This is a genomic window from Streptomyces sp. NPDC046805, from assembly GCF_040645355.1.
GTDB lineage: Bacteria > Actinomycetota > Actinomycetes > Streptomycetales > Streptomycetaceae > Streptomyces.
Genome location: NZ_JBEYYC010000018.1, coordinates 120,015 through 145,098, shown reverse-complemented (window position 1 = coordinate 145,098; position 25,084 = coordinate 120,015). Strand labels below are relative to the sequence as shown.

The window sequence follows — 25,084 nt, the reverse complement described above, 5'->3', positions numbered from 1 at the left end:
AGTGGCCGGGCAAGGGGCCCGGTCGGCGCCCCGTACCCTTGTCCCGTGAGCAGCCCCACCCCCGACGCCCTCCTCGGCCCCGCCGACATCCGCGAGCTCGCGGCAGCGCTAGGCGTGCGCCCCACCAAGCAGCGCGGCCAGAACTTCGTGATCGACGCGAACACGGTCCGCCGTATCGTCCGCACCGCCGGCGTCCGGCCCGACGACGTGGTCGTCGAGATCGGGCCGGGGCTCGGCTCCCTCACCCTCGCGCTGCTGGAGGCCGCCGACCGGGTCACCGCCGTCGAGATCGACGACGTCCTGGCCGCCGCGCTGCCCGCGACCGTCGCCGCCCGCATGCCGGAGCGCGCCGACCGGTTCGCGCTGGTCCACTCCGACGCGATGCACGTCACCGAGCTGCCCGGCCCGCCTCCCACGGCGCTGGTCGCGAACCTGCCGTACAACGTGGCCGTGCCCGTGCTGCTGCACATGCTCGACACCTTCCCCAGCATCGAGCGGACGCTGGTCATGGTGCAGGCGGAGGTCGCCGACCGGCTCGCCGCCGCGCCCGGTTCGAAGGTGTACGGCGTCCCGTCCGTGAAGGCCAACTGGTACGCCGAGGTGAAGCGGGCCGGGGCCATCGGGCGCAATGTCTTCTGGCCCGCCCCGAACGTGGACAGCGGGCTCGTCTCCCTCGTCCGCCGGACCGAACCGATCCGTACGACGGCCTCGAAGGCGGAGGTGTTCGCGGTCGTCGACGCGGCGTTCGCGCAGCGCCGCAAGACCCTGCGGGCGGCGCTCGCGGGCTGGGCCGGCTCCGCCGCGGCCGCCGAGGCCGCGCTGGTCGCCGCCGGGATCTCGCCGCAGGCGCGCGGGGAGTCCCTGACGGTGGAGGAGTTCGCGCGGATCGCAGAGAACAAGGAGACCGGTAAGTGAGCGTCACGGTACGTGTCCCGGCCAAGGTCAATGTCCAGCTCGCGGTGGGCGCGGCCCGCCCCGACGGCTTCCACGACCTCGCCAACGTCTTCCTCGCCGTCGGCCTCCACGACGAGGTCACGGTGACCCCGGCCGACGAACTCCGCATCACCTGCGAGGGACCGGACGCCGACCAGGTCCCCCTGGACCGCACCAACCTCGCCGCGCGCGCCGCGATCGCGCTCGCCGAGCGGCGCGGCATCGAGCCGGCCGTGCACATCCACATCGCCAAGGACATCCCGGTCGCCGGCGGCATGGCGGGCGGCAGCGCGGACGGCGCGGGCGCGCTGCTCGCGTGCAACACGCTGTGGGAGACCGGCGCCTCCAGGGCCGAACTCCTCGCGATCTGCGCCGAGTTGGGCAGCGACGTACCGTTCAGCCTGGTCGGCGGGGCGGCCCTGGGCGTCGGTCGCGGCGAGCAGCTGACGACGCTCGACGTCGGCGGCACCTTCCACTGGGTGTTCGCGATGGCCGAGCGCGGCCTGTCGACCCCGGCCGTCTTCCGCGAGTTCGACCGACTCGGCGAAGGCCTCGACATCCCCGAGCCCGCCGCCTCGCAGCCGCTGCTCGACGCCCTGGCCAAGGGCGACCCGGACGCGCTGGCGTCCGCCGTGTCCAACGACCTCCAGCCCGCGGCGCTCTCCCTCTTCCCGGAGCTGGCGGACACGTTGGAGGCGGGCCGCGGGGCCGGGGCACTGGCCGCGCTGGTGTCCGGTTCGGGGCCGACGACGGCGTTCCTCGCGCGTGACGCGGAGTCGGCGGAGAAGGTGGCGGAGGTGCTGCGGGGGTCGGGTACGTGCAGGTCGGTGCGTACGGCCTGCGGCCCGGCGGCCGGGGCGACGGTGGTCTGAGGCTCAGAAGGCGTCGGTTGCGGTCAGGTCGATGTCGATGGAGTACGGCCTGTCCACCTTGATGCGGTCGCGGTGCATGCCCATGTGCACGTAGGACTTGGTGAGTGGGTCGAGCTCATAGACATGGATGACCGGCCCACCGGTGGTTCCGTTCTGCTCGACGCGCCAGAAGCTGGGGATCCCTGCGGCGGCGTACTTCTGCGGTTTGGTCGTGAGGTCGCGGGATTCCGAGTCGGGGGAGACGACCTCGACGGCGAGCAGGACGTCCTCGGCCTGAACCCTGGTCTGGTCCAGCCCGGTGACGGTGTCGGCTCGGACAACGCTGACATCGGGCTCGGGGCCGTTGCGGTTGTCGAGGACGACCGTCATCTCCCGTTCGACACTGAACTCCGGGGCGAGAGAACTGCGCAGTCCGTTGACCAACAGGTCGATCACAAGGAAGTGGAAGCGGCGCGGCGGACTCACGAAAACCAGACTCCCGTCGATCAGCTCCGTGTGCGGTGGGAGATCCGGCAGCGTGAACAGGTCGTCCACGGTATAGCCGTCCTGCGGCGGCACCGGCCAGTGATGGCGGTGCTCTACGGACTCGGCGGTCATGGCTCCTCCCATGGACGGGATCCTGCTGCCTGTCCTCCACGGTAGCGGCCGGATCCCGCTCGCGTCGTCACAAAGAGTGACCGTCACCTCGCGCCCCGCCGCCACCCCCGCAGGCCCTACGCTTGAAGGCTGATCGACCCCCGCGCACAGGAGTGAAATGGCCGTCAACCTGGTCAATGTCGAGAACGTCAGCAAGGTGTACGGCACCCGTGCCCTGCTGGACGGCGTCTCGCTCGGCGTGTCGGAAGGGGACCGGATCGGGGTCGTCGGACGCAACGGCGACGGCAAGACCACCCTGATCCGGATGCTCGCCAAGCTGGAGGAGGCCGACACCGGCCGGGTCACCCACTCCGGTGGCCTGCGGCTCGGCGTGCTCACGCAGCACGACTCCCTCGACCCGGAGGCCACCGTCCGCCACGAGGTGATCGGCGACATGGCCGACCACGAGTGGGCGGGCAACGCCAAGGTCAGGGACGTACTGACCGGCCTGTTCGGCGGGCTCGACCTGCCGGGCTTCCCCAAGGGGCTCGACACCGTCATCGGACCGCTGTCGGGTGGCGAGCGGCGCCGTATCGCGCTCGCCAAGCTGCTCATCGAGGAGCAGGACCTGGTCATCCTCGACGAGCCCACCAACCACCTCGACGTCGAGGGCATCGCCTGGCTGGCCCGGCACCTGCAGAACCGCCGCTCGGCGCTCGTCTGCGTGACGCACGACCGCTGGTTCCTGGACCAGGTGTCCACGCGGATGTGGGACGTGCAGCGCGGCGCGGTCTACGAGTACGAGGGCGGCTACTCCGACTACGTCTTCGCGCGCGCGGAGCGCGAGCGCATCGCCGCCACCGAGGAGGCCAAGCGGCAGAACCTGGTCAGGAAGGAGCTGGCCTGGCTGCGCCGCGGCGCCCCGGCCCGTACGTCCAAGCCGCGCTTCCGCGTCGAGGCCGCCAACGAGCTGATCAAGGACGTACCGCCGCCGCGGGACAGCAGCGAGCTGATGAAGTTCGCGTCGTCGCGGCTCGGCAAGACGGTCTTCGACCTCGAGAACGTCAGCGTGAACGCCGGCCCCAAGGAGCTGCTCAAGCACGTCACCTGGCAGCTCGGCCCCGGCGACCGCATCGGCCTCGTCGGCGTCAACGGCGCCGGCAAGACCTCCCTGTTGCGGGCCATGGCGGACGCGGCCCGTACGGAGGGCGAGGCGCAGCCGGCCGGTGGCCGTATCGCCGTCGGCAAGACCGTCAAGCTCGCCTACCTCTCCCAGGAGGTCGCCGAACTCGACCCGAACACCCGGGTCCTGGAGGCCGTGCAGCAGGTCCGCGAGCGCGTCGACCTCGGCAAGGGCCGCGAGATGACCGCCGGGCAGCTGTGCGAGACGTTCGGCTTCACCAAGGAGAAGCAGTGGACGCCGGTGGGCGACCTGTCCGGCGGTGAGCGGCGGCGGTTGCAGCTGCTGCGGCTGCTGATGGACGAGCCCAACGTGCTCTTCCTCGACGAGCCCACCAACGACCTCGACATCGAGACCCTGACCCAGCTGGAGGACGTCCTCGACGGCTGGCCCGGCTCGATGATCGTCATCTCCCACGACCGGTTCTTCGTCGAGCGCACCACCGACCGGGTCTTCGCCCTCCTCGGCGACCACGCCCTGCGGATGCTGCCGCGCGGCATCGACGAGTACCTGGAGCGCCGTCAGCGGATGGAGGAGGCGGTGGCCGCCTCGGCCGCGTCCCCCAAGGCGGCTGCCGCGCCGGAGAAGAGCGCCGCCGACCAGCGCGCCGCCAAGAAGGAACTCCAGAAGATCGAGCGCCAGTTGGACAAGGTCTCCGAGAAGGAGGCCAAGCTGCACGCCCAAATCGCCGAGAACGCCACGGACTTCGCGAAGGTGGCCGAACTCGACGCCCAGTTGCGGGACTTGGCGGGCGAGCGCGAGGAACTGGAGATGCGCTGGCTGGAGTTGGCGGAGGACGCGTAGGGCGCGGAGGGGCGCGGAGGCGTACGAACGCGCACGAAGCGGTACGGACGAGTACCGAGCGCGTACGGGCGTGAAGGCGGCGTGAAGAGGGCTTTTTCCGGTGATAGAAAGGGCCCTCTGAGAACTCGAAGAGCCGTCTGAGTGCCACTTGAGCAGGACCTTCGGTCTGGCGCGAACCTCACGGCGGGGCTGTCACCACTGAACGAGGGGGAAGAGCGCTGACGACTCAGCCGCCCAAGGAGCCGCCGCAGCAAGGCGATTTCACCTTGCCTCAGCCCCTCAGGGCGCCGTTGCCCCCGCCGGCCGCGCCGCCCTCTCCGGCCACCTCGTCGCGTCCGGTCGACTCGTCCCGTCCGGCTGCCCCTTCTCGTCCGGCCGCTCCGGCCCCGCAGGCCCCGCCGCCCGCGGGGCAGCCGACCCCGACGAGGTGGCCGGAGCCGAGGAACGGCCACGCGCAGCAGCGCCCGCAGACTCAACTGCCCCCGCAGGCCCAGCAACCGCCCCGGACGCCGCTGCCGCCGCAGGCCCAGCAGCCTCAGCGGACGCCCTCGCCCTCGCAGGCTCGGCAACCCCTGCGTACGCCGCTGCCCCCGCAGGCCCAGCAGCCTCCCCGCACGCCGGTGCCCCCGCCGCCCGCCTACGGCTCCCCCGGCCGTCAGCCGAACCCGTACGTCCAGGCGAACCCCTACGCCCAGCCGAGCCGGCCCGCCCAGCCTCAGCCCAACGCGCCCGACCGGCCGAGCCCGACCCCGTACGGTCGGCAGCCCGGTCACGTACAGCCCAACGCGCCCGCCCAGCAGCCCGGTCACGTACAGCCCAACGCGCCCGCCCAGCAGCCCGGTTACGCCCAGCAGCAGCCAGGCTCCGGCTACCAGGGGCCGCCCCCCGCCACTCACACTCCCCTCCAGTCGCTCCAGCCGCAACCGGCCGCCCAGCCCACCGGCGGAAAGCGCAGGCGACCCCCGCTGGTCGTCCTCGTCTCGGCCCTCGTCGCGATCGTCCTGATCGCCGGGGGCGGTGTCTGGTACGCCGTCTGGTCGCGCGGTGGGTCGGGCAGTGCCGTCGGGTCCGGCGGCCAGGACGCTCTCGGCGACGCGTCCTCCGGCAAGGAGAAGGTGCCCGCCGACCCCGCCTCGCACGTCCTCTTCCAGGTCCCGCTGCCCAAGACGGCCGCCACGGTCGCCACCGAGGGCTCGTGGCTCACCGACAAGGTGTACGCCAAGACCGGCGTCGCCCGGATCGTCGGCTACGACCCCGACACGGGCGGCGAGTCGTGGACGATCCCGCTGCCCGGCCCGGTGTGCGCGGTCACCGACCACGTCACGCCGGACCACAGGACGGCGGTCCTCTTCGAGCCGGGGAAGCCGAAGGGGAACGCCTCCGCCGGATGCAGCCAGATCGCCGCGATCGACCTCGACGCGGGGAAGACGCTGTGGACGAAGACGGTCGCCTACGGCCCGCGCGCGATCAACTTCGAGAACATCACGATCGCCCGGAAGGCCGTCGCCGTGGGCGGCACCAGCGGCGGCGCCGCCTTCGACCTCGACTCCGCCGCCCCGCTGTGGCAGCCGAGGCCGGGCGACACCTGTTACGACGCCGGGTACGGCGGAGGCGACAAGCTGGTGGCGGTGCGCAAGTGCCGCGGGGCCGCGGATCGCCGGCTGCGCGTGCAGACCATCGACCCGAAGTCGGGGAAGGTGATCTCCGAGTACACGATGGCCGCGGGCATCGAGTACGCCGGGATCGTGTCGACCGACCCGCTGGTGGTGGCCGCCGACGTCGGCCGCCGGGCCGGTGGCGGCAGCGGCGTCTCGGACTACTTCTCCATCGACAACAGGACGGGCAGGCTGCGCGCGACGATCCCGGCGGCGGGTGCTGCGTACGGCGGCCGCTGCGACGGCATCCGCCGTATCGAGTCCTGCAGGCAGGTCGTGGTCGGCGACGACAAGCTGTACGTGCCGACCGAGGGCCGAGCAGGCACCGCTGCGGGCAGCGGCAGCGGCACCAACATGGGCGTCGGCAAGGGCGTCGGCAAGGGCGTCGGCAAGTACAGCAAGAGCAACGAGATCGTCGCCTTCGACCTGGCCACCGGAAGGCGGACCGGCAAGCGCGCCGAGGCGGGCGACGGCTACACGCTCTCCCCGCTGCGGATGGACGGCGGCGACCTGATCGCGTACCGGCGTGCGCCGTACGGCAGGGGCAGCCAGATCGTCCGCCTCGACGGCGGCACCTTCAAGGAGACCAGGCTGCTTCAGAACCCGGCCTCCAGGGCGGTGCACGAGGCGGAGGCCGGTATGTCGCCGGACTACGCGGAGATCCTCTACGCGCAGGGCCATCTGTACCTGTCGGCCGCCCTCGCGCCCAAGCCGGTCAGCCCGTACCAGCAACCGCTGGTGGTCGCCTTCGGCACGGGCGGCGGCTGACCTGACGAGCCGTCATCGCGGAATTCACGGAATGCCGGAAATTCCGCCGATCCGGGGCACTTCTCATCGGTAGGGGCAGCGCAACGTCGAACAAGCGTGTAGCTTCCGGGGGCATGAAGGGCGGGGTGTCGGGGGGCCCTCTGTCCATGCGGACCGGTGCGGATTCATAGTGGGGCATCCATTGGGGGACTGGGGGGTTGCTCTATGGGAGTGCGGCTCATGGTGGTCGACGACCACCGCTTGCTCGCCGAGGCCCTGGCCTCGGCACTGAAGCTGCGGGGGCACCGGGTGCTCGCCGCGGCGGCGCCGTCCGCGGGCGCGGCGGACCTGGTGATCGCCCGTGCGCCCGAGGTGTGCCTGCTGGGTACGGCGGCACCGGCGGAGCCCGGCGTCTTCGACCCGGTGACGAAGATCAAGCGGGAGCGGCCGCAGGTCGCGGTCCTGGTGCTGGGCCCGGTCCCGTCCCCGCGCGGCATCGCGGCCGCCTTCGCCGCCGGTGCGTCGGGGTACGTACGGCACGACGAGCGCATAGAGGGCGTCGAGCGGGCGATCATGAAGGCGAGGGCGGGCGAGTCGGCGGTCGCTCCGACCCTGCTGCAGGGCGCGTTCAGCGAACTCCTCAACCCGGCGGCCCAGCCCGACGACGAGGGCCAGCGCCTGCTTCAGATGCTCACCCCGCGCGAGGTGGAGGTCCTGGTCCGCGTCGCCGACGGCGAGGACACCCGCGTCATCGCGGCAGGCATGGGCATCGCCCCCTCCACGGCCCGCACCCACGTCCAACGCGTCCTGATGAAACTGGGCGTGGGCTCCCGCCTGGAGGCCGCCGCCCTGGCCGCCCGGACGGGTCTGTTGGACCGGGCAAGCCAGCCTCCCGTGGACCGGGCAAGCCACCCTCCCGGCGCCTCGCGATAGGAATCCGGGAACCGGACCCAAGTGCATGTGACCTCAGTGCCGCGTAGCTCGTTGATCACGCGGATGGAAAGGAGGTCCGATGGTCAGCTCGTCGCATGAGGCGATGCATCACTTCGGCCAGAAGGGCACGGCCGGGTTGATCCGCAACTTCCAGAGGCTGTTCCATGTGCCGTTCCCGGAGCCGCGCGGCTTCACGGTGGTCAACACCGACCTGACCGAGATCGAGCCGGTCGAGCGGCGCGCGGACAGCGTGGTGCGGGTCAACACCGAGCACGGCGACTTCCTGCTGGTGCTGGAGTCGCAGGGCAAGAAGGACGAGCGAAAACGGGGGAGTTGGCCGTACTACTTGTCGTATCTCTACGAGAAGTACGGCTGTGAGCCGGTGCTGATCGTCATGACACAGAGCAGTTCCACCGCGCGCTGGGCCGCACAGCCCATCCGGTTCGGTCTGCCCGGTTGGGCCTCGCTGCTCGTACGGCCGATGGTTCTCGGGCCGGACAACGTGCCGGTGATCGCCGACGAGAAGGAGGCTGCCGAGGATGTGTCACTCGCGGTGCTTTCGGCTATTACGCATGGGAGAGGGCCGGGTGTCGCTGCGATACTGGCACCACTCGCGGCGGCCCTGGACACCATCGACCCGGCAAGCGCGGCCCTGCTGGCCCAACTCGTGACGTCTGGCCTGGTGGACCCCCAGGCGAAGGAGATTTGGAGGGACTTGATGGCTCCGGTGAACTACTTCTTCCAGAACCCGGTCGCGGACCAGCTGAGGGACGAGGGGCGTACCGAAGGGCGCGTCGAGGGGCGTGTCGAAGACCGTATCGAGATGACCTTGAGGATCTTGGAGTTGCGGGGTGTCCCGGTGTCGGACTCCGTGCGACTTCGGGTGCAGGCGTGCTCGGACCTGGAGCTGCTCAAGGGCCTGTCGGAGCGGGCCGTTCATGTGGCTTGTGCGGAGGAGCTGTTCGACGACCAGTGATCCGGTCGGGGGCCGCAGTCCCCGGGAAAGCCGCGGCCCCGCCCTCACGGCTCTCACTGCGACGGAGGCCGCTCCCCTTCCGTTTCCGGCGGAGCCGTCGGGGTCATCGGGCGCAGCCACAGCCATGCCAGGAAGAAGAGCCCCAGCGCCAGCATCCCGATCCCGGTCCACAGGTTGATGTTGACGCCCTCGGCCTTGTCGATGGCTGCCTGGGAGTCGGTCAGGCCGGTGATCGTGACGATGACGCCGTAGAGGACGAACAGGGCGCCGATGATGCGGCGGAGGTCGAAGATGCGGGCGGCGGTCGCGGACTTCTGCTGCAGCTCGGTGACTTCGCGCTGGACGTCCGCTTCGGAGTACCCGTACTCGGGGTGCTCGGAGTGGTCAGACATGGTCTCTCAATCCTCTCGCGGTCAAAGCGAGAACGAGAACGGGATGTAGCAGGCGGCCGCGATGATCACCGCACCCCAGCCCAGCAGGGCCGGCTTGCGGTACCAGGCGTCGTCGCCCGCGGCGGGGGGCTCGGCCATGCCCGGGGAGCGGCTGCCGTAGACCAGGCCCGCCAGTTCCTCGGTCGGCTTCGGCTTCGTGAACAGGGAGACCGCGACCATGACCACCGCGCCGGCCACGAAGCCCGCGATCGCCGACACGAAGTTGGCGCCCTGGTCGGTCGGGATGCTGATGATGCCCTGCTTGTAGAGGACGAAGTAGTTGACCATCGCGGTCACGGTGCCGGCCAGCAGGCCCCAGAAGCCGGACTTCCCGGACGCGCGCTTCCAGAACATGCCGACGATGAAGACGACGAACATCGGCACGTTGAAGAAGGAGAACAGCGTCTGGAGGTAGGCCATGATGTTCGAGAACGAGGAGGCCAGGAACGCGGTGCCGATCGACGCCATCACGCCGAGTGCCGTGATCAGGCGGCCGAAGCGGACGTAGTAGGCGTCCTCGCGGTTCTTGACCACGTACCTCGCCCAGATGTCGTTCGTGAACACCGTGTTGAAGGACGACACGTTGGCCGCCATGCCCGCCATGAACGCGGCGAGCAGGCCGGTCACCGCGATGCCCAGCACGCCGTTGGGCAGCAGCTCCTGCATGAGGTACGGGATCGCGTCGTTGTACTGGAGGCCGGAGGCAGGGGTGCCGATCTTCGGGACCAGGGCGGCGGCCACCAGGCCCGGGATCATCACCAGGAAGACGATGAAGATCTTCGGGTACGCGGCGATCAGCGGCGTGCGCTGCGCGGCCGAGAGGTTCTTCGCGGACAGGGCGCGCTGCACCTCGGCGAAGTTGGTCGTCCAGTAGCCGAAGGAGAGGACGAAGCCGAGGCCGAGGACGATGGTCAGCCAGTTCGCTCCCAGCGGGTTGGCCTCACCGATGCCGGTGCCGCCCCAGGCGGTGACGAAGTCGTGTCCGTGGGACTTGGTGAGGGTGTCGGTCAGGCCGTTCCAGCCGCCGGCCTTCTTCAGGCCGAGCACGACGATCGGGATGAGCGCCGCCAGGATCACGAAGAACTGGAGTACCTCGTTGTAGATGGCCGAGGACAGGCCGCCCAGCGTGATGTACGCCAGGACGAAGAAGCCCGCGACCACGATGGCCACCCACTGCGGCCAGCCCAGCAGCGCCTGGACGACGATCGCGAGGGCGTAGAGGTTCACCCCGGCGATCAGGATCGCGGCGAAGGCGAACAGGATCGAACTCAGCAGATGCGCCGCCTTGTCGAAGCGCAGCAGCAGGAACTCGGGGACCGAGCGGACCTTGGAGCCGTAGTAGAACGGCATCATCACCAGGCCGAGGAAGACCATGGCGGGGATGGCGCCGATCCAGTACCAGTGGACGGTGTAGGCGCCGTACTGGGCGCTGTTGGCGGCCATGCCCAGGATCTCGGTGGCGGCCAGGTTCGCCGAGATGAAGGCGAGGCCGGTGATCCAGGCGGGCAGGGAGCGTCCGGAGAGGAAGAAGTCGAGGCTGGTCTTCACCGAGCGGCGGGCCGCGAAACCGATGCCGAGGACCACGACGAAGTAGATCGCCATGATCGCGTAGTCGAGGCCGTTGGTGGGGAGTCGTAGTCCTGCCGCCAGATTCACGGCGCCACTGGCGCCGGATGTGGGGGTTTCCATGAGTACTCGATTCGTCGCGCGAACTGAATCCAGGAGCGGAACCTACGCCTGCGGGTTGAGTTATTGAACACTTCTGTTGATGTTCTTTGTTTGATTGTGATCGAAGGAGGCGTGGTGGGTTGTGTTTTGGTATGTTGAGTTCTGTTTGAAGCTACGGTGACTCGACCGGGGAGTCAGGGGAGTCCGACGTGAAGAAGACCGCGACCCGACTGGCCGACGGGCGTGAACTCGTCTACTACGACCTGCGCGACGACACCGTGCGCGACGCGACCGACCGGCGCCCCCTGGAGCGGACCCTCACGACCTCCGAGATCCGCCGCGACCCTCTTCTCGGCGACGCCGTCGCCGTCGCCTCCCACCGGCAGGGCCGCACCTACCACCCGCCCGCCGACGAGTGCCCCCTGTGCCCCTCCCGGGGTGAGCGGCTGAGCGAGATCCCGGACTCGTCGTACGACGTCGTCGTCTTCGAGAACCGCTTCCCCTCGCTGGCCGGGGACTCGGGCCGCTGCGAGGTCGTCTGCTTCACCGCCGACCACACCGCGTCCTTCGCCGACCTGAGCGAGGAGCAGGCGCGGCTCGTGCTGGACGCCTGGACCGATCGGACGTCGGAATTGTCCCCCCTCCCCTCCGTCGAGCAGGTGTTCTGCTTCGAGAACCGCGGCCAGGAGATCGGCGTGACGCTGGGCCACCCGCACGGCCAGATCTACGCCTACCCCTTCACCACCCCGCGCACCGCCCTGATGCTGCGCTCGCTGGCGGCCCACAAGGAGGCGACCGGCGGGGAGAACCTCTTCGACGCCGTCCTGGAGCGCGAACTCGCCGGTGAGCGGGTCGTCCTTGCGAGTGAACACTGGGTGGCCTTCGTGCCGTACGCGGCGCACTGGCCGTACGAGGTCCACCTCTACCCCAGGCGCCGCGTCCCCGACCTGCTCGCCCTCGACGAGGCGGCGCGCGCGGAGTTTCCCGCCGTCTACCTGGAGCTTCTCCGGCGCTTCGACCGGATCTTCGGGCCGGACGAGCCGCCGACGCCGTACATCGCGGCCTGGCACCAGGCGCCGTTCGGCGGCCGGACCGCCGAGTCCTACGGCGTGGAACGGGACGATTTCGCCCTGCACCTCGAGCTTTTCACCATTCGCCGCACTTCCGGCAAGCTGAAGTTTCTCGCGGGTTCCGAATCCGGCATGAACGTGTTCATCAACGACGTGCCGCCGGAGCGCGCGGCCGAGCGACTGCGAGAGGTAGCGACTTCATGAAGTACCTGGTGACGGGTGGCGCGGGTTACGTCGGCAGTGTCGTGGCCCAGCACCTGCTGGAGGCCGGCCACGAGGTCACCGTCCTCGACAACCTCTCCACCGGCTTTCGCGCGGGCGTGCCCGCCGGGGCGGCCTTCGTCGAGGGCGACATCCGCGACGCCGCGAAGTGGCTGGACTCCTCCTACGACGGCGTGCTGCACTTCGCCGCCTTCTCCCAGGTCGGCGAGTCGGTCGTGAAGCCCGAGAAGTACTGGGACAACAACGTCGGCGGCACCATGGCGCTGCTCGCCGCGATGCGCGAGGCGGGCGTCCGCACGCTGGTCTTCTCCTCCACGGCGGCGACGTACGGCGAGCCGGAGGAGGTCCCGATCGTCGAGACGGCCCCGACCAGGCCCACCAACCCCTACGGCGCCTCCAAGCTCGCCGTCGACCACATGATCACCGGCGAGGCGGTCGCGCACGGCCTGGGCGCGGTCTCGCTGCGCTACTTCAACGTGGCGGGCGCCTACGGCGCCTGCGGCGAGCGGCACGACCCCGAGTCGCATCTGATCCCGCTGGTCCTCCAGGTCGCCCGGGGTCGCCGCGACGCGATCTCCGTCTTCGGCGACGACTACCCGACCCCCGACGGCACCTGCGTCCGCGACTACATCCACGTCGCCGATCTCGCCGAGGCCCACCTGCTGGCACTCGGCGCCGCACGGCCCGGCGAGCACCTGATCTGCAACCTCGGCAACGGCAACGGCTTCTCCGTGCGCGAGGTCATCGAGACCGTCCGCAAGGTCACCGGCCACCCCATCCCCGAGATCGTGGCCCCGCGCCGCGGCGGCGACCCGGCCGTCCTGGTCGCCTCGGCCGACGCCGCCCGCGAGCGCCTCGGCTGGCGCCCGTCGCGCGCCGACCTGGCCGGTATCGTCGCGGACGCGTGGACGTTCGCGCAGGAGAGCGCAGAGGAGCGGTAAGTGGGGGCACAGCAGGTGCGGGACGTGCTGGGCGTACGGGACGGCTTCGCCGAGCTGTACGGGGCCGGGCCGGAGGGCGTCTGGTCGGCGCCGGGCCGGGTCAACCTGATCGGCGAGCACACCGACTACAACGACGGCTTCGTCATGCCGTTCGCGCTGCCGCACACGACGGTGGCGGCGGTGTCCCGCCGCACGGACGGCCGGCTGCGCCTGCACTCGGCGGACGTCGAGGGCCCGGCCGTGGAACTCGGGCTGGAGGGCCTCGCGCCCGGGACCGACCGCACCTGGACCGCGTACCCGGCGGGTGTCGTCTGGGCGCTGCGCGAGGCGGGCCACCCGGTCACCGGCGCCGACATCCACCTGGCCTCGGCGGTCCCGGCGGGCGCGGGCCTGTCGTCCTCGGCCGCGCTGGAGGTCGTGATCGCCCTGGCTCTCGACGACCTGTACGAACTCGGCCTGCAGCGCTGGCAGTTGGCCCGCCTGTGCCAGCGCGCCGAGAATGTCTACGTCGGCGCCCCGACCGGCATCATGGACCAGACCGCGTCCGCCTGCTGCGCGGAGGGCCACGCCCTGTTCCTCGACACCCGCGACCTGTCCCAGCGGCAGATCCCCTTCGACCTGGCCGCCGAGGGCCTGCGCCTGCTGGTCGTCGACACCCGTGTGCAGCACGCCCACAGCGGCGGCGAGTACGGCAGGCGGCGCGCCGGCTGCGAGAAGGGCGCGGCGCTGCTCGGCCTGGACGCGCTGCGCGACGTGCCGCAGGGCGGACTCGACGCGGCGCTCGCCGAGTTGGGCGACGAGGAGGAGGTGCGCCGTCTGGTGCGCCACGTCGTCACCGAGGACGCGCGGGTGGAGCGGGTGGTGGCCCTGCTGGAGTCGGGCGACACCCGCGCCATCGGCCCGGTGCTGACCGAGGGCCACGCCTCCCTGCGCGACGACTTCCGCGTCTCCTGCCCCGAACTGGACCTGGTGGTCGACACCGCATTGACCGCGGGGGCTCTCGGTGCCCGCATGACGGGCGGCGGCTTCGGCGGCTCGGCGATCGTGCTCGCGGAGGCCGCGGACACCGACACCATCACCAAGGCCGTCGAGGCGGCCTTCGCCGCGGCCGGCCTCACGGCGCCGCGGGTGTTCGAGGCGGTGCCGGGGGCGGGGGCACGGCGGATCGGCTGAGCGACCCGGCCAGTCGAGCGAACCGGCCAGCCGAGCGTCCTGGTCAGTCGAGCGTTTTGGTCAGCGTGTACTCCGTGATCCCCGGCGGATAGTCGGGGATCACGCACACCACCTCGTACCCCTGCTTCTTGTAGAACTCCGGTGCCTGGAAGTCCCAGGTCTCCAACCGGGCCGCCCGGCAGCCCCGTTCGCCGCGGGCCAGCTCCTCCGCCGTCGCGAGCAGCCGCGAACCCAGGCCCGCGCCGCGATGGCGTTCGTCGACCCACAGGTACGTCACGTGCAGCCATGTCGTCCAGGTGTGGCCGACGAGCCCGCCCGCCATCTCCCCGTCGTGTTCCGACGCCCACACGTGAAGCGGGAGTTCCCGCTCGCCCGCGGTTCCGCGCAGGGCGTGCAGGACCGGGGACGCCGCCGTATTGGTGTCCCGCAGCCGGGAGTGGAGAAGATCGCGCCTCGCCCTGTCTACTTCCGCCTCAATACGAAACATGCGGCACACCATAAACGCGCTCGGCGGCCAGTTCTGCAAATCGCCTTCCGCTCACGGCTTCCCTCCGTACTCTGAGGAGCAGCGCCGGTGGGGGCCGGTGCTGATCAGGGGGCGAGACAGTCGGGTACGGCGCCCGCGGTGGGGGGTCATCAGTTTCCGCGCGGCGGCGGCCGGGCGGTCCCGTCCTTCCTTCGCGGGTGTCGTGCCCGCGCCGGCTCCTCGTCCTCCGGACCTTGGGTATCCCCTGCTCGCCGAGAGCGTGGGGAAGGGGGTTTCATGGTTCGCATCCGCGTCCTCGTCGTCGACGACCACCGCATCTTCGCCGAGTCGCTCGCCGCGGCCCTGGCGGCCGAGCCCGACGTCGACGTCTCCGCCGCCGGCAGCGGTCCGGCCGCGCTGCGCTGCCTGGATCGGGCGGCCACCGAGGGCCGCCGCTTCGACGTCCTGCTCGTCGACGCCGACCTGGGCGGCGCCCATGTGCCGAACGGCCATGGTCCCGGCGTGCGGCCGGCCGTGCCGGTGCCGGAGGGCGGCGAGGACGGGCTGGTCGACGGGATCTCGCTGGTCGCGGGCGTCCGTTCGGCACAGCCCGGCGTACGAATCGTCGTGCTCGCCGCGAAGGACGATCCGCGGCGGGCCGCCCTCGCACTGCAGGCCGGCGCCTCCGGATGGGTCGCCAAGGACTGCTCGCTGTCCAGGCTGCTCACCGTCATACGGGGCGTCCTGCGCGACGAGACCCATCTTCCGCCCGCCCTGCTCACCGGCGTCCTGCGGGAATTGACCGCCGCCCGCAAGCACCGCACCGAGAGCGAGCGCCTGGTCGAGTCCCTCACCCCGCGCGAGCGCGAGGTGCTGCGCTGCATGGTGGCCGGCCTGGGCCGCAAGGCCGTAGCCGACCGCCTGTTCCTCTCCCCGCACACCGTCCGCACCCATATGCAGAACGTCCTCGGCAAACTGGGCGTCCACTCCACCCTGGCCGCGGTCGCGCTGGCGCGCCGGGCGGGGGTGGGGCCGGTGGACCTGGGGCAGGCCCTATCCGGGGATGTTGTCGAACGGGGCGGTCAACTGGCGTAGCAGGTTCGCTAGTTCGTACTGCTGGGCGCCGGTGAGCTCGACGAGGATCGCCCGCTCCTGGTCCAGCAGTCCGGCCAGGGCCTGGTCCGCGCGGTCGCGGCCCTCGTCCGTCAGCCGGACCAGCACGCCCCGCCGGTCGCTCGGGTCGGGCAGCCGCTCCACCAGGCCCTTCTTCGCCAGGCGGTCGATGCGGTTCGTCATCGTGCCCGAGGTGACCAGGGTCTGCGTCAGCAGCTGTCCCGGCGAGAGCTGGTACGGCGTGCCCGCGCGCCTGAGCGCGGTCAGGACGTCGAACTCCCAGGGCTCCAGATGGTGCTCGGCGAAGGCCAGTCGACGGGCCCGGTCCAGGTGCCGGGCCAGCCTGCTCACGCGGCTGAGCACCTCGAGCGGTTCCACGTCGAGGTCAGGGCGCTCCCGGCGCCACGCAGCCACCAGCCGATCGACCTCGTCCTCCATGGGATCAAGTGTAGTGGTTGTGTCGACATGAAGTCTCTTGATGTGGAGTCTCTTGACATCGAGATACTTACCCGGGAACAGTGAAGTCCATGACCAAGCCCACCTGGGACCCGGCCCAGTACCTCCGTCACGCCGGCCACCGCGCACGCCCCTTCGCGGACCTCCTCGCCCGCGTCCCCGGCCTGCCCGGCGACCCGCCCCGCATCGCCGACCTCGGCTGCGGCCCCGGCAACGTCACCGCCGTCCTCGCCGACCGCTGGCCCACCGCCCGCATCACCGGGTACGACAGCTCGCCCGCGATGCTGGAGAAGGCCCAGGAGTACGCCGGTCCCACGCCCGGCGGCGGCCGCCTCGACTTCGCTCACGCGGACGCCGCCGTATGGGTGCCCGAGGAGCCGTACGACCTGATCGTGTCGAATGCCACCCTGCACTGGGTCGAGGGGCATCTCGACGCCTTCCCGGCCTGGCTGGACGGCGTCGCCCCCGGCGGCACCTTCGCCTTCCAGGTCCCCGACAACATCGACGCGCCCCTGCACGCCCTGATGCGCGAACTCGCCCACAGCGCCCGCTGGAAGAACCGGCTCGGTCACGTCCTGCGCCGCGAGGACTCCGTGCACACCCCGGGCGTCTACCTCGACCGGCTCGCCCGCCTCGGCTGCGCGGCGGACGTGTGGCAGACCACGTACTTCCACGTCCTGCAGGGCGAGGATCCCGTCCTCGACTGGGTCAAGGGCACCGGACTGCGGCCCGCCCTGACCGCGCTGGCCGACGACCCCGAGGCGCGCGAGGCCTTCGTGACCGAATACCGGGACCTGCTGCGGGAGGCCTACCCGAGCGCGCCGTACGGCACGGTCCTGCCGTTCCGCCGGTTGTTCGCCGTCGCCACGAAGGAGGCGTGACGATGCTCGCCGCCCTCGACCACGTCCAGCTCGCCGTCCCGCCCGGCTCCGAGGACCGGCTGCGGGCCTACTACGTGGACGCCCTCGGCATGACCGAGATCCGCAAGCCGCCGGTCCTCGCCGCGCGCGGCGGCTGCTGGTTCCAGGCGGGACCCGTGCACCTGCACCTGGGCATCGAGAAGGACTTCCGCCCCTCGAAGAAGGCCCATCCGGGGCTCAGGGTCACCGGCATCGAGGCGTACGCCGCCCGGCTCGCCGCCCACGGGGCCCCGGTCACCTGGGACGACGACCTTCCGGGCCACCGCCGCTTCTTCTCCGAGGACCCGGTCGGCAACCGCCTGGAGTTCCTGGAGCCGGACGGAATCTAGTTCTTCCGGTGCCCTATCAGCCGCGGCTTCTGCTCCAGCCCGTCCAGCCCGTGCCATGCCAGGTTCACCAGGTGCGCGGCGACCTCCGCCTTCTTCGGGCGGCGCACGTCCAGCCACCACTGGCCGGTCAGCGCGACCATGCCGACCAGGGCCTGGGCGTACAGCGGGGCCAGCTTCGGGTCGAAGCCGCGGCTCTTGAACTCGCGGCCCAGGATGTCCTCCACCTGCGTGGCGATGTCCGAGATGAGCGACGCGAAGGAGCCCGTGGACTGGGGGATGGGGGAGTCGCGGACCAGGATGCGGAAGCCGTCCGTGTACTCCTCGATGTAGTCGAGGAGCGCGAAGGCAGCCTGCTCGCACAGCTCGCGCGGGTGGCCGGCGGTCAGGGAGCCCGTGACCATGTCCAGCAGGCGCCGCATCTCGCGGTCCACCACCACCGCGTACAGCCCCTCCTTGCCGCCGAAGTGCTCGTACACCACCGGCTTGGACACCCCGGCCTTCGCCGCGATCTCCTCCACCGACGTGCCCTCGAAGCCCTTCGCCGCGAAGAGCGTGCGACCGATCTCCAGCAACTGCTGGCGGCGCTCGGCACCGGTCATCCGGGTGCGACGCGCGCGCCGCGGCTTCTCATTGCTGGGGGTGCTGGAGTCGGTCGCCACGGCGTCAATCATGCCGCCTTCGCCGATTCCGCCCCCCGCCGGGAGCCGCCTTCCGCGGACTTACGGCGCGAATCGATACGCGAGCGTGACGGCCAGCGCACGTCGTACGCCCAGCCGAGCCGCTCGAACCAGCGGATGAACCGGGCCGAGGAGTCCAGCTGCCCGCGCTCCACACCGTGCCGCGCCGAGGTCGGGTCGGCGTGGTGCAGGTTGTGCCAGGACTCGCCGCACGACAGGACCGCCAGCCACCACACGTTGCCCGAGCGGTCCCGCGACTTGAACGGCCGCTTGCCGACCGCGTGGCAGATCGAGTTGATCGACCACGTCACGTGATGCAGCAGAGCCACCCGGACGAGTGAACCCCAGAAGAACGCGGTGAACGCGCCCCACCAGGACATCGTGACCAGCCCGCCGATCAGCGGCGGCAGGAGCAGCGACACCGACGTCCACAGCACGAACTGCCGGGAGACCGCCCGGATCGCCGGGTCCTTGATCAGGTCCGGCGCGTACTTGTCCTGAGGCGTCTGCTCCTCGTCGAACATCCAGGCGAGGTGCGCCCACCACAGGCCCTTCATCAACGCCGGGATCGTCTCCCCGAACCGCCACGGCGAGTGCGGGTCGCCCTCCGCGTCCGAGAACTTGTGATGCCTGCGGTGGTCGGCCACCCAGCGCACCAGCGGACCCTCGACCGCCATCGACCCCATGATCGCCAGCGCGATCCGCAGGGGCCGTCTGGCCTTGAAGGACCCGTGGGTGAAGTAGCGGTGGAAGCCGATCGTGATGCCGTGGCAGCCCAGGAAGTAGAAGAAGACCAGCAGGCCGAGATCCAGCCAGCTCACCCCCCAGCCCCACGCCAGCGGCACCGCCGCGAGCAGTGCGAGGAACGGCACGATGATGAACATCAGCAGCGCGATCTGCTCGACCGAACGCTTCTGCTCACCGCCCAGCGTCGCGGACGAGGACGGGGGGTCGGTCGACTTCGGGGCGTCGTCGATCACATCGGAACTCGTGGTCATGGGCGTCCTCTGTGCGGTTCGAGGGTCGAGAGGGTCCATAAGGTCGAGACGGGTGCCGGGTCGCCGGAAATCCCGGAGGACTCGGACAATGATTTCCTACGGTTCCGTAACCTACGGCTTCGTAAGTATGGCAGTGCGTCTCACGGCGGCAAGAGCCCATAGGTCAGCGCGTCCGGACGGACACCTATCCTTGGAATCGGTCGGACAGCGCGGTCCGCTCTGATTTCTTCCCGGATGTCCGGTTCGTGTGCGGCGCCCTCTGCGTCGCAGACTGGCCGGGTTCCCTCCCAGAGAAGCTTCAACACTCCAAGGAGCCGCACCTGTGAGCAGTGCCGACGACCAGACCACCACGACCGGCAGCCAGCTGCGCGCGGACATCCGGCGACTGGGTGACCTCCTCGGCGAGACGCTGGTACGGCAGGAGGGCCCTGAACTGCTCGAACTCGTGGAAAAGGTCCGCCGCCTCACCCGCGAGGACGGCGAGGCCGCCGCCGAGCTGCTGCGTGACACCGAACTGGAGACCGCCGCCAAGCTGGTGCGCGCCTTCTCCACCTACTTCCACCTCGCCAACGTCACCGAGCAGGTCCACCGCGGCCGCGAGCTGCGCGCCCACCGCGCCGCCGAGGGCAGCCTCCTCGCCCGTACCGCCGACCGCCTCAAGGACGCCGATCCCGAGCACCTGCGGCAGACCGTCCAGCATCTGAACGTTCGCCCCGTGTTCACGGCCCACCCCACCGAGGCCGCGCGCCGGTCGGTCCTGGGCAAGCTCCGGCGCATCGCCGAGCTCCTCGAGACCCCCGTCATCGAGTCCGACCGCCGCCGCCACGACACCCGGCTCGCCGAGAACATCGACCTCGTCTGGCAGACCGACGAGCTGCGCGTCGTACGCCCCGAGCCCACCGACGAGGCCCGCAACGCCATCTACTACCTCGACGAACTCCACGCCGGCGCCGTCGGCGACGTCCTGGAGGACCTCACCGCCGAGCTGGAGCGCGTCGGCGTCCACCTCCCCGACGCCACCCGCCCCCTCACCTTCGGCACCTGGATCGGCGGCGACCGCGACGGCAACCCCAACGTCACCCCGCAGGTGACCTGGGACGTCCTCATCCTCCAGCACGAACACGGCATCAACGACGCCCTGGAGATGATCGACGAGCTGCGCGGGCTGCTCTCCAACTCCATCCGCTACACCGGCGCCACCGAGGAACTCCTGGAGTCGCTGCGCGCCGACCTCGAGGTCCTCCCCGAGATCAGCCCCCGCTACAAGCGCCTCAACGCCGAGGAGCCCTACCGCCTCAAGGCCACCTGCATCCGGCAGAAGCTGGAGAACACCAAGCAGCGCCTCGCCAAGGGCATCCCCCACGAGCCGGGCCGCGACTACCTCGGCACCGCCGAGCTGCTGGGCGACCTGCGCATCATCCAGACCTCCCTCAGGGAACACCGCGGCGCCCTCTTCGCCGACGGCCGGCTGACCCGCACCATCCGCACCCTCGCCGCCTTCGGCCTCCAGCTCGCCACCATGGACGTACGCGAACACGCGGACGCCCACCACCACGCCCTCGGCCAGCTCTTCGACCGGCTCGGTGAGGAGTCCTGGCGCTACACCGACATGCCGCGCGAGTACCGGGCCAAGCTCCTCGCCAAGGAGCTGCGGTCCAGGAGGCCGCTGGCCCCCACCCCGGCCCCGGTCGACGCCGCCGGTGAGAAGACCCTCGGCACGTTCCAGACCGTCAAGCGGGCCCTGGAGGTGTTCGGACCCGAGGTCATCGAGTCGTACATCATCTCCATGTGCCAGGGCGCCGACGACGTCTTCGCCGCCGCCGTCCTGGCCCGCGAGGCCGGCCTCATCGACCTGCACGCCGGCTGGGCCAAGATCGGCATCGTGCCGCTCCTGGAGACCACCGACGAGCTCAAGGCCGCCGACACGATCCTGGAGGACATGCTCTCCGACCCCTCCTACCGGCGCCTCGTCGCGCTGCGCGGGGACGTCCAGGAGGTCATGCTCGGCTACTCCGACTCCTCCAAGTTCGGCGGCATCACCACCTCCCAGTGGGAGATCCACCGTGCCCAGCGCCGCCTGCGCGACGTCGCCCACCGCTACGGCGTACGGCTCCGGCTCTTCCACGGCCGCGGCGGCACCGTCGGCCGCGGCGGCGGCCCCTCGCACGACGCGATCCTCGCCCAGCCCTGGGGCACCCTCGAAGGCGAGATCAAGGTCACCGAGCAGGGCGAGGTCATCTCCGACAAGTACCTGGTCCCCTCGCTGGCCCGCGAGAACCTGGAACTGACCGTCGCCGCCACCCTGCAGGCCTCCGCCCTGCACACGGCACCTCGTCAGTCCGTCGAGGCCCTCGCCCGCTGGGACGCCGCCATGGACGTCGTCTCCGACGCCGCCCACGACGCCTACCGCCGCCTGGTGGAGGACCCCGACCTCCCGGCGTACTTCTTCGCCTCCACCCCCGTCGACCAGCTCGCCGACCTGCACCTCGGCTCGCGGCCCTCGCGGCGGCCCGACTCCGGCGCCGGACTCGACGGACTGCGCGCCATCCCCTGGGTGTTCGGCTGGACCCAGTCACGGCAGATCGTGCCCGGCTGGTTCGGCGTCGGTTCCGGCCTCAAGGCCCTGCGCGAGGCCGGCCTCGACGGCGTCCTCGACGAGATGCACGAACAGTGGCACTTCTTCCGCAACTTCATGTCCAACGTGGAGATGACGCTCGCGAAGACGGACCTCAGGATCGCCGAGCACTACGTCGACACGCTCGTCCCCGACGAGCTCAAGCACGTCTTCGAACGCATCCGCGCCGAGCACGAGCTGACCGTGCGCGAGGTGCTCCGCATCACCGGCGAGAGCGAACTCCTCGACGCCCAGCCCGTGCTGAGGCAGACCTTCGCCATCCGCGACGCCTACCTGGACCCCATCTCCTACCTCCAGGTCGCGCTCCTCAAGCGCCAGCGCGACGCCGCCGCCGCGGACGAGCCGGCCGACCCGCTGCTGTCCCGGGCCCTGCTCCTGACCGTCAACGGTGTGGCGGCGGGCCTGCGCAACACCGGCTGATCGCCTCGGACATGAGGGTGCCCCCGCGCTTCGCAGCGAAGCACGGGGGCACCCTCATGTGCGGTCAGCCCTGGGCGGCCTTCCGGCGGCGGAACATCAGGTAACCGCCCGCGCCGACCAGCGCCGCGGCGACGCCCGACAGCACGCCCAGCGGCGCACCGTTACCCGTCTCGGCCAGGTCGCCCGAGCCGCCCTGCGCCGACGGCGACGAGGGCGACGACGCGGACGACGATGCGGACGGGGCGGCGGTCGGGGCATCGGACGCGTCCGAGCCGACCGTCACACCGGCGGCCACGGACACACCCGAACCCGACACGCCCGCGGACGCCGACACGGACACGCCGCCCGACTTCGCGCCCTGGCAGTTCGTCCAGAACACCTTCTGCTTCGCGGCACCGTGCTCGCCGGCGAAGTTCCAGAAGAGCTTGTAGTGCCCGTCGGGCAGCGACAGTTCGGCCGTACGGCCGTGACCGTCGGCGTCCAGGGTGAGCGAGCCGGACTTCACGGTCTCGCCCTTCGTGGCGCCCGTCGGCGCCCAGGCCTCGATGTGCCAGTCGACCTGCTGGGCGGTGTCGAAACCGAAGCCGTCCAGGTAGAACGTGCACGCGTGCGGCTCGTTCCGGCGGGCGTCGTCGCCGGTCGTCGAGGCGTGGATCTTCACGGTGCCGTTGTCACCGGAAGCGGATGCGTGCGCGGCCGGCGCGAGCAGAAGCGCGGCCGACAGGCCGGCGCTGAGCGCGCCGGCGCGAAGGAGGGTACGCATGGGGACGATCTCTCTACGAGATGCGAACGGGAAAGAAAAAGATGTGGGGGGAGTCGGATCAGCTTGCAACTCGGGCCACGTGTTGGTCAATTACGAACAGGCCACACACATTTCTTCCACAGTTCGGGCAAGTCCCAGACCCCCGCGCACCCCCTCACAGCGCCACGAAAGCCGCCGTGAGCAGCACCGCCCCCGACCCCGCCAGCACCCACCCCGTCCGCGCCATCCGCAGCCCGCCCGCCACCACGACCGAGGCCAGCAACAGCGCACCCCCCAGCGGAACCCAGGCATACAGCACGCCGCCCGGCCCGGACCGTACGACCTCGTCCCCGCCCGGCTTCACGACCACCGTGTACGTCTGCCCCTGCCGTACCGCGACCGTCCGCGCGATGACGACCTTCTTGCGCGCCATCGCCCCCGCCGACAGCGGCGTGAACGGCCCCGAACACGTGGCCGCACCGCAGCGCGCCACCTCGATCGTGCCGCTCTCCCGCCCCTTCGTCAGCATCACGTGCTGCGCCGTCCCCCACGAACCCCACACCCCCGCGACCAGGATCAGCACGGCGACGGCACCCATCACCGCGAGCCGGCCGAACCGCAGGGCGGTGACCGAGGCCTGACGGGACGGGGATGCGGAGGCAGGCATGGCCGGGATCATTGGCCATGGCCCTCGGGTCGGTCAACTCCCGCCCGCCCCAAGCCCGGACAAATCAGGAGTTGTACGAGCCCTGCGCCCGCTCCAGCCCCTCGATCACCAGACACTCCACCGCGTCCGCCGTCCGGTCCACGAAGTAGTCCAGCTCCTTGCGCTCCGACGACGAGAAGTCCTTCAGCACGAAATCGGCCACCTGCATCCGCCCCGGAGGCCGCCCGATCCCGAACCGCACCCGGTGGTAGTCCGACCCCATCGCCTTCGTCATCGACTTCAGCCCGTTGTGCCCGTTGTCGCCCCCGCCCAGCTTCAGCCGCAGGACGCCGTAGTCGATGTCCAGCTCGTCATGCACCGCGACGATGTTCTCCACCGGCACCTTGTAGAAGTCCCGCAGCGCGTTCACCGGCCCGCCCGACAGGTTCATGTACGACATCGGCTTCGCCAGGATCACCCGCCGGCTCGCCGGACCCGGCGGCCCGATACGGCCCTCCACGACCTGAGCCTGCGCCTTCCCGGCCCGCTTGAACCTCCCCCCGATCCGCTCGGCCAGCAGATCGGCCACCATGAACCCCACGTTGTGACGGTTCATCGCGTAGTCCGGCCCCGGATTCCCCAGGCCGACGATCAGCCAGGGGGCGCCTGCGGGAGTGCTCACGTCCATAACTCCTTGATACGCGCTGGAACGCGCCGACGCGCGTCCTCGGGCACGCCGGCCACTGATGCACGTCAGCCGCTGCCCCCACCGGGGGCAGCGGCTGACGAAACGACGATCGCGAGGATCAGGCCTCGGCGGCCTCTTCGCCCTCGGCCTCGCCCTCGGGGGCCTCCTCGACCTGCGCGGCCAGGACCTGCAGGACGACCGCGTCCTCGTCGGTGGCCAGCGTCACGCCGGACGGCAGAGCGATGTCCTTGGCGTGGATCGAGGCACCGGCCTCCAGACCCTGGACGGAGACGGTGACCGACTCGGGGATGTGCGTGGCCTCGGCCTCGACCGGCAGCGCGTCCAGGACGTGCTCCAGCAGGTTGCCGCCCGGGGCCAGCTCGCCCTCGGTGCGGACCGGGATCTCGACCGTGACCTTCTCGCCGCGCTTGACCAGCAGCAGGTCGACGTGCTCCAGGAAGCCCTTCAGTGGGTCACGCTGCACGGCCTTCGGGATCGCCAGCTCGTTGGACTTGCCGTCGATGTCCAGGGAGATCAGAACGTTCGGCGTACGCAGCGCCATCTGCAGGTCGTGAGCCGGCAGCGTCAGGTGCAGCGGGTCGGAACCGTGGCCGTACAGGACACCCGGAACCTTGTTCTCGCGGCGGACGCGACGCGCGGCACCCTTGCCGAACTCGGTGCGCGTCTCGGCGGTGAGCTTCACCTCGGACATGATGATCACTCCTCGTAGAGGTAGATACGGACGGGGTCACCCGGCCACGAACGGCCTGCTACGAAGAGCGCGTCGATAACGGAGCACCAGACCCGTAAGAG

The 25,084-nt window shown here is 70.7% G+C and carries 24 protein-coding genes; 13 read left to right on the top strand and 11 right to left on the bottom strand.

The features are described 5' to 3' along the window. Window positions 1-45: 45 nt before the first annotated feature. Complete coding sequence (gene rsmA, locus ABZ910_RS20990; RefSeq protein WP_361367024.1) at window positions 46-915, top strand: 16S rRNA (adenine(1518)-N(6)/adenine(1519)-N(6))-dimethyltransferase RsmA; 870 nt, start codon at window positions 46-48, stop codon at window positions 913-915. Beyond that, complete coding sequence (locus tag ABZ910_RS20985; protein ID WP_361367022.1) at window positions 912-1,805, top strand: 4-(cytidine 5'-diphospho)-2-C-methyl-D-erythritol kinase; 894 nt, start codon at window positions 912-914, stop codon at window positions 1,803-1,805. Before rsmA ends, ABZ910_RS20985 begins: the two co-directional genes overlap by 4 nt. 3 nt (window positions 1,806-1,808) lie before the next feature. Here the strand turns inward: ABZ910_RS20985 and ABZ910_RS20980 are convergent, their stop codons facing one another. Further along, entirely contained in the window at window positions 1,809-2,402 is a 594-nt protein-coding gene (locus ABZ910_RS20980) for a Uma2 family endonuclease (protein ID WP_361367019.1), read from the bottom strand. 157 nt (window positions 2,403-2,559) lie between these two features. On the opposite strand from ABZ910_RS20980, the gene ABZ910_RS20975 reads away from it, so the two are divergent. The 4 genes from ABZ910_RS20975 to ABZ910_RS20960 all read left to right on the top strand — a co-directional run bounded on the left by ABZ910_RS20975 (window position 2,560) and on the right by ABZ910_RS20960 (window position 8,676). Continuing rightward, window positions 2,560-4,365 (top strand): ABC-F family ATP-binding cassette domain-containing protein, encoded by a 1,806-nt coding sequence (locus ABZ910_RS20975; RefSeq protein ID WP_361367017.1) that lies wholly within the window; start codon window positions 2,560-2,562, stop codon window positions 4,363-4,365. Between the two features lie 266 nt (window positions 4,366-4,631). After that, window positions 4,632-6,788 carry a PQQ-binding-like beta-propeller repeat protein gene (locus ABZ910_RS20970; protein ID WP_361367014.1) on the top strand — a complete coding sequence of 719 codons (2,157 nt, stop codon included), beginning with the start codon at window positions 4,632-4,634 and terminating at the stop codon, window positions 6,786-6,788. A 204-nt stretch (window positions 6,789-6,992) separates the two neighbouring features. Next, a complete protein-coding gene (locus tag ABZ910_RS20965) occupies window positions 6,993-7,700 on the top strand; it encodes a response regulator transcription factor (RefSeq protein ID WP_361367011.1) in 708 nt (235 codons plus the stop codon). A gap of 79 nt (window positions 7,701-7,779) precedes the next feature. Next, window positions 7,780-8,676, top strand: coding sequence for a hypothetical protein (locus ABZ910_RS20960; protein ID WP_361367008.1), 897 nt, complete (start codon window positions 7,780-7,782; stop codon window positions 8,674-8,676). Between the two features lie 53 nt (window positions 8,677-8,729). Here the strand turns inward: ABZ910_RS20960 and ABZ910_RS20955 are convergent, their stop codons facing one another. Together ABZ910_RS20955 and ABZ910_RS20950 are read right to left on the bottom strand one after the other, a co-directional pair. Beyond that, the gene (locus ABZ910_RS20955; RefSeq protein ID WP_361367005.1) at window positions 8,730-9,068 is read right to left on the bottom strand and encodes a hypothetical protein; all 339 of its coding nucleotides are present in this window, start codon (window positions 9,066-9,068) and stop codon (window positions 8,730-8,732) included. Between the two features lie 21 nt (window positions 9,069-9,089). After that, complete coding sequence (locus ABZ910_RS20950; protein WP_361367003.1) at window positions 9,090-10,796, bottom strand: sodium:solute symporter family protein; 1,707 nt, start codon at window positions 10,794-10,796, stop codon at window positions 9,090-9,092. Between the two features lie 188 nt (window positions 10,797-10,984). Between ABZ910_RS20950 and galT the strand changes: the two genes are divergently transcribed. The 3 genes from galT to galK are packed head-to-tail and all read left to right on the top strand — an operon-like array spanning window position 10,985 to window position 14,181. Further along, a complete protein-coding gene (galT, locus tag ABZ910_RS20945; protein ID WP_361367000.1) occupies window positions 10,985-12,049 on the top strand; it encodes a galactose-1-phosphate uridylyltransferase in 1,065 nt (354 codons plus the stop codon). Next, on the top strand, window positions 12,046-13,008 hold the full coding sequence (gene galE / locus ABZ910_RS20940) for a UDP-glucose 4-epimerase GalE (RefSeq protein ID WP_361366998.1): 963 nt from the start codon (window positions 12,046-12,048) through the stop codon (window positions 13,006-13,008). The genes galT and galE overlap by 4 nt, the downstream gene beginning before the upstream one ends. Then, window positions 13,009-14,181 carry a galactokinase gene (gene galK / locus ABZ910_RS20935; RefSeq protein WP_361366995.1) on the top strand — a complete coding sequence of 391 codons (1,173 nt, stop codon included), beginning with the start codon at window positions 13,009-13,011 and terminating at the stop codon, window positions 14,179-14,181. A 43-nt stretch (window positions 14,182-14,224) separates the two neighbouring features. Here galK and ABZ910_RS20930 read toward each other — a convergent pair whose 3' ends face one another. Further along, on the bottom strand, window positions 14,225-14,680 hold the full coding sequence (locus ABZ910_RS20930) for a GNAT family N-acetyltransferase (protein WP_361366992.1): 456 nt from the start codon (window positions 14,678-14,680) through the stop codon (window positions 14,225-14,227). A gap of 264 nt (window positions 14,681-14,944) precedes the next feature. Between ABZ910_RS20930 and ABZ910_RS20925 the strand changes: the two genes are divergently transcribed. Then, window positions 14,945-15,742 (top strand): response regulator transcription factor, encoded by a 798-nt coding sequence (locus ABZ910_RS20925; protein ID WP_361366989.1) that lies wholly within the window; start codon window positions 14,945-14,947, stop codon window positions 15,740-15,742. Here ABZ910_RS20925 and ABZ910_RS20920 read toward each other — a convergent pair. After that, window positions 15,701-16,198, bottom strand: coding sequence for a MarR family transcriptional regulator (locus ABZ910_RS20920; protein ID WP_361366987.1), 498 nt, complete (start codon window positions 16,196-16,198; stop codon window positions 15,701-15,703). The genes ABZ910_RS20925 and ABZ910_RS20920 overlap by 42 nt on opposite strands. Window positions 16,199-16,287: 89 nt before the next feature. On the opposite strand from ABZ910_RS20920, the gene ABZ910_RS20915 reads away from it, so the two are divergent. Next, window positions 16,288-17,097 carry a trans-aconitate 2-methyltransferase gene (locus ABZ910_RS20915; protein WP_361366984.1) on the top strand — a complete coding sequence of 270 codons (810 nt, stop codon included), beginning with the start codon at window positions 16,288-16,290 and terminating at the stop codon, window positions 17,095-17,097. A gap of 2 nt (window positions 17,098-17,099) precedes the next feature. After that, entirely contained in the window at window positions 17,100-17,465 is a 366-nt protein-coding gene (locus ABZ910_RS20910) for a VOC family protein (protein WP_361367085.1), read from the top strand. Here ABZ910_RS20910 and ABZ910_RS20905 read toward each other — a convergent pair. Beyond that, complete coding sequence (locus tag ABZ910_RS20905; RefSeq protein ID WP_361366981.1) at window positions 17,462-18,136, bottom strand: TetR/AcrR family transcriptional regulator; 675 nt, start codon at window positions 18,134-18,136, stop codon at window positions 17,462-17,464. The genes ABZ910_RS20910 and ABZ910_RS20905 overlap by 4 nt on opposite strands. Then, the gene (locus ABZ910_RS20900; RefSeq protein WP_361366978.1) at window positions 18,133-19,140 is read right to left on the bottom strand and encodes an acyl-CoA desaturase; all 1,008 of its coding nucleotides are present in this window, start codon (window positions 19,138-19,140) and stop codon (window positions 18,133-18,135) included. The genes ABZ910_RS20905 and ABZ910_RS20900 overlap by 4 nt, the downstream gene beginning before the upstream one ends. Window positions 19,141-19,462: 322 nt before the next feature. Here ABZ910_RS20900 and ppc point away from each other — a divergent pair, with 322 nt between their 5' ends. Continuing rightward, window positions 19,463-22,195, top strand: a complete 2,733-nt coding sequence (gene ppc, locus ABZ910_RS20895) for a phosphoenolpyruvate carboxylase (protein WP_361366976.1) — start codon at window positions 19,463-19,465, stop codon at window positions 22,193-22,195. A 64-nt stretch (window positions 22,196-22,259) separates the two neighbouring features. Here the strand turns inward: ppc and ABZ910_RS20890 are convergent, their stop codons facing one another. From ABZ910_RS20890 to ABZ910_RS20875, 4 genes are all read right to left on the bottom strand, one after another. Next, on the bottom strand, window positions 22,260-22,958 hold the full coding sequence (locus ABZ910_RS20890; protein WP_361366973.1) for an LPXTG cell wall anchor domain-containing protein: 699 nt from the start codon (window positions 22,956-22,958) through the stop codon (window positions 22,260-22,262). A 154-nt stretch (window positions 22,959-23,112) separates the two neighbouring features. After that, window positions 23,113-23,616 (bottom strand): hypothetical protein, encoded by a 504-nt coding sequence (locus ABZ910_RS20885; RefSeq protein WP_361366971.1) that lies wholly within the window; start codon window positions 23,614-23,616, stop codon window positions 23,113-23,115. A 52-nt stretch (window positions 23,617-23,668) separates the two neighbouring features. Then, window positions 23,669-24,271, bottom strand: coding sequence for an aminoacyl-tRNA hydrolase (gene pth / locus ABZ910_RS20880; protein ID WP_361366968.1), 603 nt, complete (start codon window positions 24,269-24,271; stop codon window positions 23,669-23,671). A 118-nt stretch (window positions 24,272-24,389) separates the two neighbouring features. Further along, window positions 24,390-24,983, bottom strand: a complete 594-nt coding sequence (locus tag ABZ910_RS20875) for a 50S ribosomal protein L25/general stress protein Ctc (protein ID WP_361366965.1) — start codon at window positions 24,981-24,983, stop codon at window positions 24,390-24,392. Window positions 24,984-25,084 lie beyond the last annotated feature (101 nt).

Excerpts from the sequence above, each read along its gene's own strand:
- ABZ910_RS20980 (WP_361367019.1), bottom strand. The coding sequence starts at position 2,402 with ATGACCGCCGAGTCCGTAGAGCACCGCCATCACTGGCCGGTGCCGCCG.
- ABZ910_RS20975 (WP_361367017.1), top strand. The coding sequence starts at position 2,560 with ATGGCCGTCAACCTGGTCAATGTCGAGAACGTCAGCAAGGTGTACGGC.
- ABZ910_RS20965 (WP_361367011.1), top strand. The coding sequence starts at position 6,993 with ATGGGAGTGCGGCTCATGGTGGTCGACGACCACCGCTTGCTCGCCGAG.
- ABZ910_RS20960 (WP_361367008.1), top strand. The coding sequence starts at position 7,780 with ATGGTCAGCTCGTCGCATGAGGCGATGCATCACTTCGGCCAGAAGGGC.
- ABZ910_RS20955 (WP_361367005.1), bottom strand. The coding sequence starts at position 9,068 with ATGTCTGACCACTCCGAGCACCCCGAGTACGGGTACTCCGAAGCGGAC.
- ABZ910_RS20950 (WP_361367003.1), bottom strand. The coding sequence starts at position 10,796 with ATGGAAACCCCCACATCCGGCGCCAGTGGCGCCGTGAATCTGGCGGCA.
- galE (WP_361366998.1), top strand. The coding sequence starts at position 12,046 with ATGAAGTACCTGGTGACGGGTGGCGCGGGTTACGTCGGCAGTGTCGTG.
- ABZ910_RS20930 (WP_361366992.1), bottom strand. The coding sequence starts at position 14,680 with ATGGTGTGCCGCATGTTTCGTATTGAGGCGGAAGTAGACAGGGCGAGG.
- ABZ910_RS20925 (WP_361366989.1), top strand. The coding sequence starts at position 14,945 with ATGGTTCGCATCCGCGTCCTCGTCGTCGACGACCACCGCATCTTCGCC.
- ABZ910_RS20920 (WP_361366987.1), bottom strand. The coding sequence starts at position 16,198 with ATGGAGGACGAGGTCGATCGGCTGGTGGCTGCGTGGCGCCGGGAGCGC.
- ABZ910_RS20915 (WP_361366984.1), top strand. The coding sequence starts at position 16,288 with ATGACCAAGCCCACCTGGGACCCGGCCCAGTACCTCCGTCACGCCGGC.
- ABZ910_RS20910 (WP_361367085.1), top strand. The coding sequence starts at position 17,100 with ATGCTCGCCGCCCTCGACCACGTCCAGCTCGCCGTCCCGCCCGGCTCC.
- ABZ910_RS20905 (WP_361366981.1), bottom strand. The coding sequence starts at position 18,136 with ATGATTGACGCCGTGGCGACCGACTCCAGCACCCCCAGCAATGAGAAG.
- ABZ910_RS20900 (WP_361366978.1), bottom strand. The coding sequence starts at position 19,140 with ATGACCACGAGTTCCGATGTGATCGACGACGCCCCGAAGTCGACCGAC.
- ABZ910_RS20890 (WP_361366973.1), bottom strand. The coding sequence starts at position 22,958 with ATGCGTACCCTCCTTCGCGCCGGCGCGCTCAGCGCCGGCCTGTCGGCC.
- ABZ910_RS20885 (WP_361366971.1), bottom strand. The coding sequence starts at position 23,616 with ATGATCCCGGCCATGCCTGCCTCCGCATCCCCGTCCCGTCAGGCCTCG.
- pth (WP_361366968.1), bottom strand. The coding sequence starts at position 24,271 with ATGGACGTGAGCACTCCCGCAGGCGCCCCCTGGCTGATCGTCGGCCTG.
- ABZ910_RS20875 (WP_361366965.1), bottom strand. The coding sequence starts at position 24,983 with ATGTCCGAGGTGAAGCTCACCGCCGAGACGCGCACCGAGTTCGGCAAG.